The following is an 11,000-nucleotide window of genomic DNA, read 5'->3' on the forward strand; positions in this document are numbered from 1 at the left end:
AGTGATCGGTTAGTAATAAATACAGGAAAAGGACCAAATCTTGGTCCTTTTCCTGTATTTATTACTACCAACATAATTCTTTAACATAGCCTTATTTTATAACAAAGAAAGCGGATGCAAAAACCGTGCCAAGAATAGATTTCACAAACATTTCATTTGAATTTTTTTTTCAAAGCTCATACAATCACCATATACTCACTCTTACAAGTCACTAATTTTTAGGAGGACTTAGCAATGGCAACTAGCAATACGTATAAATTTTATATAAATGGAGAATGGAGAGAAAGCTCTTCGGGACAAACAATCGACATTTCATCTCCTTATCTTCATGAAGTAATCGGACAAGTACAAGCAATTACTCGCACGGAAGTAGATGAAGCGATTCAAATGGCGAAAGAAGCGCAAAAAGACTGGGCAGAAGCATCTCTTCAAGATCGTGCAAAATATTTATATAAATGGGCGGATGAGCTCGTGAATATGCAAGATGAAATTGCTGATATTATCATGAAAGAAGTCGGCAAAGGGTATAAAGATGCGCAAAAAGAAGTTGTTCGTACAGCTGATTTTATTCGTTATACAGTAGATGAAGCGATGCATATGCATGGTGAAAGTATGATGGGCGATAGCTTCCCTGGTGGTGCTAAATCTAAACTTGCCATTATTCAGCGCGCTCCGCTTGGCGTCGTTCTTGCAATTTCACCATTTAACTATCCTGTTAACTTAGCAGCTGCCAAACTTGCACCAGCTCTTATTACAGGAAACGCTGTTATCTTTAAGCCAGCTACACAAGGCGCAATTAGCGGTATTAAAATGATTGAAGCCTTGCATAAAGCAGGCCTTCCAAAAGGACTTGTTAACGTAGTAACAGGACGTGGTTCTGTCATTGGTGATTATTTAGTAGAGCATTCTGGCATCGATATGGTATCGTTCACAGGTGGTACACATACAGGAACACATTTAGCGAAAAAAGCGGCAATGATCCCACTTGTCCTTGAACTTGGTGGAAAAGATCCTGGTATTGTACGCGAAGACGCAGACTTACAAGAAGCTGCCAAACATATTATTAGCGGGGCATTCTCTTACTCCGGTCAACGATGCACAGCGATTAAACGCGTACTTGTACATGAACATGTAGCAGATGAACTTGTTCGTTTATTAACAGATGAAATTGCCAAGCTATCTGTTGGTTCTCCAGAACAAGATAGCACGATCGTACCACTAATCGATGATAAATCTGCTGATTTCGTTCAAAGTTTAGTAGACGATGCGATTCAAAAAGGGGCAACTGTTGTCATCGGCAACAAACGCGAGCGTAACTTAATCTATCCAACACTTCTTGATCATGTAACAGAAGATATGAAAGTCGCTTGGGAAGAACCATTCGGTCCGATTCTTCCAGTCATTCGCGTTTCTTCTGACGAACAAGCAATTGAAATTGCAAACAAGTCTGACTTTGGTTTACAAGCAAGTGTATTTACAAAAGATATTAACAAAGCATTTTTCATCGCAAACAAAATTGAAACAGGCTCTGTTCAAATTAACGGACGCACTGAGCGCGGCCCAGATCACTTCCCATTCATCGGTGTAAAAGGTTCTGGTATGGGCGCACAAGGTATTCGTAGAAGTCTTGAATCTATGACGCGCGAGAAAGTAACAGTATTGAATTTGATGTAAAGACTTAAAACCACTCTTTTTAAATAGGCAAGAGCATCTGGCCATGCAAAGTAGCGGTCAGGGCCTTTTTCTGCCACGTGCAAAATTTAAAACAAAAAGACAAAACAATTGGAAGTAGAAAATAGTTTCTACTTCCTTTTATATTTTATAAAAATGGTTGCTAGTACTACATTTCTCTCGCACACACTCTCTATCACTTTCATATATATATATTAACTTCTGATAGGGAGGAGGCGGTCTTATGGCAATCACATTAAACGGCTTAGTAGAAGGCGACAAAATCCGCGTGTTTTCAGCGGGACGTGAAATCGACGGTGAAGGTGTTTTCCTTCGTATAGACAACAACAACTTCTTAATTTGGGTTGATAACCATGCAAATATCAACGTTACAAGTTTAAATACAATTAGCATTCGTAAAATTACCTAATTACCTATAACATTATTTAACCCTTTCACAACAAGATACTGGGTCTATATCAAAAAGGGTTATATAAAACCTGTTTGAATAGGCTCTTTTTTTATAATACGTTTCACACTGTTTATCCCGCTATTTGTGGGCAGTAAGACCCCCACCTCAAGATTCAGAGAGAAGCGTTGTCCAGCTCTAGCGGCTAGAATCTCCGGTCGTTTCGCCCCCTCAGACGAGGCAAAAAGTACCTCTCTGTCAGGGGCGTGGGCGTCCTGCGATTCTGAGCGAGCCGCTTCCGCTTTTCTAAAGAAGATAGGTGGGGGATAACTGCCCGTAAAAGCCCGATTGGGCGGGCTAACCATCAGTGGGAGATGAAAAAACTCTCCACTGATGGAAGTTTCACTTTATATGACTAATGGCGCTCGGACACACAAAGTATTCGTAAAAATCTTGAATCGATGACACGTGAAAAAATAACAGTATGAAATGTAATGTAACTCTATAAAGGTGAGTAGAAAGTATCTCTACTCACCTTTATATTTTATAAAAATGGTTGCTAGTACTACATTTCTCTCGCACACACTCTCTATCACTTTCATATATATATATTAACTTCTGATAGGAAGGAGGCGGCCTTATGGCAATCACATTAAATGGTTTAGTAGAAGGCGACAAAATTCGCGTGTTTTCAGCAGGACGTGAAATTGACGGCCGAGGTGTTTTCATTCGCGTAGACAACAACAACTTCTTAGTTTGGGTTGATAGCCACGCAAATATCAACGTTACAAGTTTAGATACAATTAGCATTCGTAAAGTTTCCTAATTACCTATAAAAAATTTTTAACCCTCTCACAAAAAATACTGGGTCTATTCAAAAGGAGTTATATTACCCCTTTTTGAATAGACTCTTTTTTTATAATACGTTTTACACTGTTTATATGACTAATAGTTAAATCATAATCTACGTTAATCCAATATAACCATTCATCTTCACACTCAATAAAGACACCTTCTATACTTGTTTCCCCATCAAATACTTCTATCTTATCTCCTAATGAAAAAAGAGAAGGCAATGCACTCTTTTCTGTTTTTTTACTTACATTCTTTTGTATGTTATAAAGTAACCTCATACATCGTTCTAAAGAAGCTGCGAGTTCTTCATTTTGTTTTTTTAACTCCTCTATTGGATCTGGTTTTTCACACCTATGAATTTCCTTTCCGCATATAAAACAGTTTCTCTGAAACCAGCTCTCCATCTGCTTATCCCTGCCTCAAAGTTCTGAGGAAATAAAGTGCTCTCAATGATAGAAGCTGCTCTTTCCCCTTCTTTTATATACATATTGTATGATACAAACCCCGAAGTTGTTTCATTATTTCAAACATACTCTATTCTCATAATCATCCGATTTTATCTGTTTGCATTGACGAATAAAAATCCATTTGTTACCCTTGGTTATGTTAACTTTATATATAAATCCTCATTCGTATCTCGGTGAGGTAGAGGTTGCAATTATTAATAGTATGATTTGGGAGATGTGTGGCATCGCTGAACAAATCAGAAAGGAATAATTGCCGAAGCAAGAAGTATCCACAATGCTTTCTTGCTGGGTCTGCATTGAATAAGTGCAGGACTGTCACAGGCTTTTTGCTTGTGGAGAGCTATCGAGAGATATGTCCGTGGGTTTCTTAATAAGATTGAGAAGCGCGTGAACATATACGCGCTTTTTTGTTTTGTTTGGAACTTCAAACACATACATATCTCCTCGCTTGACTTGGTTATACTAATTTTGGAGGTAATTTCTATGCAACAAAAAAAATGGGGCTTTTGGGTACTCACTGCATTTGTAGTTGGAAATATGGTCGGGGCTGGTATTTTCATGGTTCCGAGTACATTAGCACAAACAGCTAGCCCTCTTGGTGTTACATTAGCTTGGTTAACGACAGGGTTTGGCGTATTAATGTTAGCTCTTGTTTTCGGTAATTTAGCAATTCGTCGCCCTGATTTAACGACAGGTCCGCAAAGTCATGCTTATGCACTCTTTTCTTCACAAAAAAAGAAAAAAATGGCGGGTTTTAGTATCGTATGGGGCTACTGGGTTGCAAACTGGGCAAGTAACGTAGCTATTATTACATCATTTGCTGGTTATTTATCGCTCTTTTTCCCAATTATGAAAGATACACGTGTATTATGTTCAATCGGAACGTTCGACATTGAAGTCGGAAAATTGATTACGTTCTCCATTTGTACTCTTTTACTTTGGGGTACACATATGATTTTAACGAACGGCGTAAACGGCGCTGGGAAATTGAACTTCCTAGCAACAACAACGAAGGTAACAGGATTCCTTCTCTTCATTGTTGTGACATTATTTGCTTTCCAAGCATCTAAATTTGGACAATGGTATACACCGATCATTGATAAAGAAGGCATTTCACATGGACTATTATCACAAGTAAACTTAGCAGCCTTAACAACACTTTGGGCCTTTATCGGTATCGAGTCAGCTGTCTTATTATCAAACCGTGCTGTTTCACCAAAAACAGTAAAACACGCAACTGTTGCTGGTTTATTATTAACAGTTGGAATTTACTTAGGAATTACAATCTTAACAATGGGCGTTCTTCATATCGATAAACTGCAATCATCTGAACGACCATTAGCGGATGCATTATCTGCAGCAATGGGTCATGGCGGCGGAAAATTAATGGCGCTGCTTGCACTTACTTCGTTATTTGGATCCATCCTAGGTTGGGTTTTATTAAGCTCAGAAGTACCATATCAAGCAGCAAAAGAAGGATTCTTTCCATCTTTCTTTACAAAAACAAATAAAAAAGGAAGCCCGATTTATTCGCTCCGTATAACAAATATTATGTCGCAAGTGTTCCTATTCTCAACACTATCCGGGACAATTGCCGAGGCGTATACATTTGTTATTACCGTTTCAACACTTGCCTACTTAATTCCATATCTCGTTTCACCAATCTTCCAGCTGAAACTCGTGATGACAGGTGAAACATACGAAAATCAAAAAGGTTCTCGTATCATGGATGGAATCATTGCGGCTATTGCACTTATTTATGCACTATGGGTTATTAAAACAGGATCTTCTGATATGAAAACATTCCTGCTCGGCATTGGATTATTTATCGTCGGATTTGCATTCTACCCATTAATGAAGCGTGACGAGAAAAAAGAGAAACAAAACGAGCAAGTTGCCTAGTGAAAGGTGACTTGCTTTTTTGTGTACATACAAAGATATAAAACCCCTTTTTTAGGGTGGGCGAGAGGATCTGGCCATGTGTAGGAGCGGTCAGGGCCTTTTTCTGCCACGTGCAGTGTTAAACCAAAAGAGAAAGCAAGCACATGTTACCTTTGTGAGCCAAAAGATATTTTCAAAATTCACCCATGATGTCGTGATGTGCAATATGATAAAATAACAGAAAAAGGAATAAGGAGTATTTGCAACATGTTACAAGTTTTTAAAAAGAGAAGCGTTGTACATATTTTAGGATATTTATTTGGGATTCTTGGATGCACCCTCAATTTAATTGTGTTTATTCGCAACTTTTATTTAGATATGGAAATGATGGTATCTCTTTCCTTCCTACTCATGTCTATCATGTTAGTCATATTCGCAATTATTCTCAACCGCTCATCTCTTATGTGTTTAGCCGTTTTTCCTGTCTTACCTATTATACATTTTTCTTTAATCGTACTAGCAATATCTAATTGCATGTATATTATAGCCGGCCTATGCATGGCAACCGAACACAAGCCTAAAAGAAGAAAACATAAAAATAAATCGCTAGAACATTTTCGAAAAAACGGATATTAAGTCGCTTCGAGAACTTATTCATATATTTCAAATCGTAACAATTCTACAATATAGAGGTGACTGTAATGACAATCGAAACACTTTGGACAAACCGTTTCCAGCAACACCTACAAAAAATAACGATGTACTTTGCACGCATTGCAAGCAGTCTAGTTTATAGCTTCCTTATTCTTCTTGGCGTTGGCGGCTATTATTATGCAAAATTTCTTCGTTCCTTTCCATCTGAGTTTGTAGCATTAACCATCGTGACGATTTTACTTACGGTGATACTCACTCGTTCTCCCATTCGAACATTTTTACAAGAGCCTGATATCCTATATCTATTGCCAATAGAAGAAAAACTAACCTATTATTTTAAACGTTCTCTTTTATATAGTTATATCATTCAACTCTTTCCATTATTATGTGTAATACTTATCATTACACCCCTCGCCGTGCAATCATTACATACAACGCCTACTTTTTTATGCGGAGCCTTTGTCATTCTTGCTTTGATGAAGTGGTGGAATATGTACATACATTGGAGATATAGAAATACAGAAATTGCTTCATACTGGTTGCTTATGAGGATATTCTGCAATGCAGCCATTACATATGCAATGTTTCAATTCACTTCCATTATAGTTGTAGGGAGTATACTCCTTGTCGTAACGCTCTTATTTTTATATACGATGAACAAACAAAAAAGGCACATTCATTGGGAATATTTAATAGAGCAAGAAGAAAAAATGGACATGCGCTTTTATCAATTTGTTCATTTCTTTACAGATGTACCGCAAATCAAGCAGCAAGTAAAACGAAGAAAATGGCTCACCACTTGGATGGAACGGATTCTGTATAAAAAACGCTCTCCTTTTTTATATTTGTATAGTTTATCCTTTGTACGTACTAACGATTACTTTGGTATGTATATACGATTAACTTTAGTAGGAGGCTTTATTTCCTACTACATTCCTACCTTTATTGGAAAAGGAATCGTCACGTTATGTTTCCTATACATATCATTTTTACAACTTCGCGCTCTTTGGAATTATTTTTCGGGAAATAGTATTGTAGCATTGTATCCAGTTTCACTTGTAGAACGAAAGCGGGCTTTTATGACGTTTATATATCTAGTAACTTTTATGCAATTGATATTCTTTTTCATGGTCATTTTACTGAAAATAAGGTTTGATTAAAACTGACAATTGTCTAAAATAAAAAGAAGAAGCTGGCTCAAAAGGCCGTTATTCAACAACCTTTTAGAGACAGCTTCTTCCTTGTAAAATTTCTTCGTAAAATTGTGCTGTCGTCGCATAGAAATATGGAACAATCCATAAGAAACCAATATTTCATCTCCTAAATAACTGGTTTTTCTTCCGCAACTTTATCTTTATTCACCAAATTTAAGTAGAAATGCGATACTGTGGTAGTGTAATATGGATAGATCCAAAGATACGCAATACCAAATGTAAATACCCCCAAAATAAACCATCCAATAAAACTTAACCCTAGTATGAATAAATCTAATTTATGTCCTTTCATCATTTCTTGGCTCTTTTTAAGCGCTTCACTCGCCGTATATTCTGGATGCTCTAACAAAATATAGTAAGCCATAGAATAAGAGAAAGATTTTATAATACCTGGTACAACTAACAATAAACTCCATAAAAGTATGTATACAGTCATTAAAAGTGTCAACTTTATAGATCTAAATACATTCTTTTTTCGAAATCCTTCAAATAAACCATCAATTGTAGTAGATTCCTGTTTTGCGAAACGTAATGTAATATTAAAATACCCATACATCATAATGCCTTGTACAGCTATTGAACCAATAAACATAATAGCACATATAAGAACATAAGCAGCTAAAGCAGAAAAAAAGACTATTACATTTATCTCTTCTTCTCCTGTAACCGAATAGTCTACAAAAGCACTAGGACCCATCATTGTAATCCATACGCTCCACAATAGAAACATTGGACCTCCAATAATAGACGTAACAGCCGAGGGAATAGCATAGTACAGAAACGTCGCTCCCGCTCCTAATCCCCATCTATCCTTTAATGAAGATAGTGCTGCTTTTTTTAAATCACTGATCATTTTAACCCCACCCTTCCATTTATTACCCCTTATATGAATAATCATATTACATAGAGAATGATAGCATTTTTTAACAATTTTTACATTATATACACATCTTTATTAATATCCAAATAAAAAAAGAAGCTGTTCCTAAAGTTTTTCTTTTAGGACAGCTTCTTTGCACTTCATTCTACTTTTCAATATGATCCAGTTCCAGCGCCCCGGCTGCTCACATATCGAACATTGCCGAGGAATCTTTATTTCTTGTCGAATCGTCGATATATTAGAAAAGTCGCCGATAAACAGACCATTTGCGCCGATATATCATAAAAAGCGCCGATAAACTTAATTCCGAGTAAAATCAGTAGTTGGAACTAAGGAGTAAGCATTCGTATCATATGGAACATTATTTTGATACATATAATTTCGAAGAACGCCTTCTTTTTGAAAGCCTAATTTTGTTAGTAATACATGAGATGCTTTATTTTCTGTAAAAACAACTGCTCCAATCCGAGTTAAGTTTAGCTCATGAAATCCATATGTTGTCACTTTTTTAACGGCTTCAGTGGCATATCCATTTCCCCAGTATTCAGGTAAAAGTGCATAAGCGATTTCAGCTCGCTTATGTTCGGAAGACCAGTCGTGAAATCCAATCGTTCCAATCATTTTATCTGTTTCTTTTCTTACAATTCCCCATTTTATTCCGCGTTTTTCTTTGTAGCTATTCGAAAAATTCCTGATGATATTTTTCACCTGTTCTAAATCTGTTAATGGATTTTGCCCGTAGTAACGTAATACATCCTCATTTGAAAAGCAATTCAATATCGCTTGTGCATCATCTTCTATTAGTTCTCTTAAGATTAGTCTTTCCGTTTCTAAGATGGGAAACATTCTCCCACTCCCTTTCCTATAACGCTTTATCCCTTACATCTCCCCATTAAAATAGTATTATAGTAATTTCCATCTGATAAAATTTTGTCATTTTTTAATATCCCTTCTACTTCAAAGCCATATCTTTCATAAAGATTTTTCGCTTTCTCGTTCGTTTCAAGAACATTCAAAGTGATTTTCTTAATTCCATGCGAGTCTGCCCAATTGATGGATTCTGTTAAAAAATTCTTTCCAATGCCGTATCCCCAATATTCCTGTAATACGCACACGCCAAATTCTACTTTATGAGATGTTCTTTTCAATTTGTTCCCTTCACACCTTGAAAAACCTACAATTCTTCCATTCACTTCAGCTACTAAAAATAGATTACTAACACTGTCTGTATCCTCTTTAATGATCCTTTTAAAACCAGCTTCGTCTATGTACGCCTCACCCTTCTCTCTATCTAAGTTTTCTGTTTCACCATCTATTTGTAATCGTACTTCAGACAAATTTTCCGCATCTTCTTCCACTGCAGACCTAATCATATAATGTGTATTACGACTATAAAATTCTTTTGGACTAATTTGCATTACAATTACCTCCTATCCTAAGAAAGCTACTTGTCCTCAAAACAAGCAGCCTCCTCATTATCCTATTTTCTCTACTTTATCCCTTTGATGATGATACATATCCACCGCTTTCTTAAATAAGAAGATACTGCTTATTCCTATGAAGCAGTATAAAATACTCATCCCCCAAGAAGCAATAACGGAACCGATCATAATGCCGAGCGTTCCAACCATTTTCGCAATTTGAAAGACCATGCTGGTAATAGCCATATAGGAACTTCTCGCATCATCTCTTGCCATATCTGCCCGAATCGATTGACTGACTGGCACATACATCATTTCTCCAATTGTTTGGAACAAGCCTGCCAGTAATAAAATCCATAGACTGTTGCTTGCTCCAAATATCGTAAACCCAATTGTATAGATAAATAAACCTGTATACAGTACTTTCCGGTCCTCAAACTGATTCATGATTTTTACCATAAGCGCTGAAAATAAAACGACTAGTACTGTATTTTCAGTAGATATCCAGCTTAGCATCCGAATCCCTGTTAAATCAAAATTATTTCCGTTCCAAAGTGAAAACGTTATCGTTTCAAATTCCTTCTGCAAACGGACGCCGATATAGTTATTAATTTGAAATTCTAATGATAATGCACATATACTTCCTAAGCATAATACGATAAATGCCTTATCTTTCATGACAACTCGGTAATTGTTTGCCATATCTTTCAATACATTTTTCTTTTCTACTTTCTTTTGAACGACATATACTTCTTCCATGTAAGCCGTAATTAAATATAGTGTTAATAATGCAATACCTGTCAGCAGCATAAATAATTGAAAACGGTAGTGTTCAAAGAGAAGTCCGCCGAAAATCGCACCGATCGCAATCGATAAATTGATTGCCCAGTAATTAATGCTGTACATCATTTTTCGATTTTCCGGTGTACTAACATCAATTAACATTGCTTCTGTTGCTGGGTTCATCACGCCAGAACCGATGCTATTCATAAGTAAAAATACAAATGTGAGCCAAGCTGAATCTATATAATCTGAGTTCACAACTCCCATACAAGCAATAGAGACGACTTGAATGATTTGTCCAATAATCATAACCTTTTTCCGTCCTAATGTATCCGCAATATAGCCCCCATACAAACCAACAATGAGCGACGCAATTACATTCAATAACAATAAGAACCCTGCTAATGCTGCCCCTAATTTTACGGAAAAGTAAATCGCCATAAATGGAAAAATCATCGTTCCTACTGTCCGAGTTAAAAAGGATGTAATAATTCTAATTTTAATGTTGCGATGCATTGACCAAAATCCCATCTGTTTCCCCCTCCTTCTGTTTCTCCATTTTACTTTGAAAAAGAGGAAGAAAAAGGTTAAAATATTCAGAAGAGTTTCCCCTTTTATAAAGTTCAACTAATAATCAGTGGGGATTTTTTTCATCCCACTGATTATCAGCCCTCACCAATCGGGCTTTTACGGGCAGTTTATCTCCCACCTAACTTCTTAAGAAAGGCGGAAGCGGCTCGCTCAGAATCGCAGGACGCCCACGCA

General features: G+C 36.7%; 10 protein-coding genes and 1 riboswitch. Of the genes, 5 read left to right on the top strand and 5 right to left on the bottom strand.

All coding sequences use genetic code 11. From position 1 onward, the window contains the following. Nucleotides 1-234 precede the first annotated feature (234 nt). From MR076_RS18855 to MR076_RS18865, 3 genes are all read left to right on the top strand, one after another. The gene (locus tag MR076_RS18855; RefSeq protein WP_242223103.1) at nucleotides 235-1,674 is read left to right on the top strand and encodes an NADP-dependent glyceraldehyde-3-phosphate dehydrogenase; all 1,440 of its coding nucleotides are present in this window, start codon (nucleotides 235-237) and stop codon (nucleotides 1,672-1,674) included. A 241-nt stretch (nucleotides 1,675-1,915) separates the two neighbouring features. Continuing rightward, nucleotides 1,916-2,101, top strand: coding sequence for a hypothetical protein (locus MR076_RS18860; RefSeq protein ID WP_242223105.1), 186 nt, complete (start codon nucleotides 1,916-1,918; stop codon nucleotides 2,099-2,101). Nucleotides 2,102-2,720: 619 nt separating this feature from the next. Then, entirely contained in the window at nucleotides 2,721-2,906 is a 186-nt protein-coding gene (locus MR076_RS18865) for a hypothetical protein (protein ID WP_020061032.1), read from the top strand. Nucleotides 2,907-2,964: 58 nt separating this feature from the next. On the opposite strand, the gene MR076_RS18870 is transcribed toward MR076_RS18865, so the two are convergent. After that, entirely contained in the window at nucleotides 2,965-3,339 is a 375-nt protein-coding gene (locus MR076_RS18870) for a hypothetical protein (protein WP_242223107.1), read from the bottom strand. Between the two features lie 234 nt (nucleotides 3,340-3,573). Then, nucleotides 3,574-3,753: riboswitch (Lysine riboswitch) on the top strand. Between the two features lie 132 nt (nucleotides 3,754-3,885). Between MR076_RS18870 and MR076_RS18875 the strand changes: the two genes are divergently transcribed. Continuing rightward, the gene (locus MR076_RS18875; protein WP_242223109.1) at nucleotides 3,886-5,304 is read left to right on the top strand and encodes an amino acid permease; all 1,419 of its coding nucleotides are present in this window, start codon (nucleotides 3,886-3,888) and stop codon (nucleotides 5,302-5,304) included. A 680-nt stretch (nucleotides 5,305-5,984) separates the two neighbouring features. After that, a complete protein-coding gene (locus MR076_RS18880; protein ID WP_242223111.1) occupies nucleotides 5,985-7,097 on the top strand; it encodes an ABC transporter permease in 1,113 nt (370 codons plus the stop codon). A gap of 160 nt (nucleotides 7,098-7,257) precedes the next feature. On the opposite strand, the gene MR076_RS18885 is transcribed toward MR076_RS18880, so the two are convergent. From MR076_RS18885 to MR076_RS18900, 4 genes are all read right to left on the bottom strand, one after another. Then, a complete protein-coding gene (locus MR076_RS18885; protein WP_242223113.1) occupies nucleotides 7,258-8,004 on the bottom strand; it encodes a DUF975 family protein in 747 nt (248 codons plus the stop codon). A gap of 327 nt (nucleotides 8,005-8,331) precedes the next feature. Further along, a complete protein-coding gene (locus MR076_RS18890) occupies nucleotides 8,332-8,877 on the bottom strand; it encodes a GNAT family N-acetyltransferase (RefSeq protein WP_242223115.1) in 546 nt (181 codons plus the stop codon). A gap of 26 nt (nucleotides 8,878-8,903) precedes the next feature. Beyond that, nucleotides 8,904-9,449: a GNAT family N-acetyltransferase gene (locus MR076_RS18895; protein ID WP_242223117.1), complete on the bottom strand. Its 546-nt coding sequence runs from the start codon at nucleotides 9,447-9,449 to the stop codon at nucleotides 8,904-8,906. A 57-nt stretch (nucleotides 9,450-9,506) separates the two neighbouring features. Further along, complete coding sequence (locus MR076_RS18900) at nucleotides 9,507-10,766, bottom strand: MDR family MFS transporter (RefSeq protein WP_242223118.1); 1,260 nt, start codon at nucleotides 10,764-10,766, stop codon at nucleotides 9,507-9,509. Nucleotides 10,767-11,000: the final 234 nt, after the last annotated feature.

This window comes from Bacillus cereus group sp. BfR-BA-01380 (genome assembly GCF_022663535.1).
Lineage (GTDB): Bacteria > Bacillota > Bacilli > Bacillales > Bacillaceae_G > Bacillus_A > Bacillus_A cereus_BB.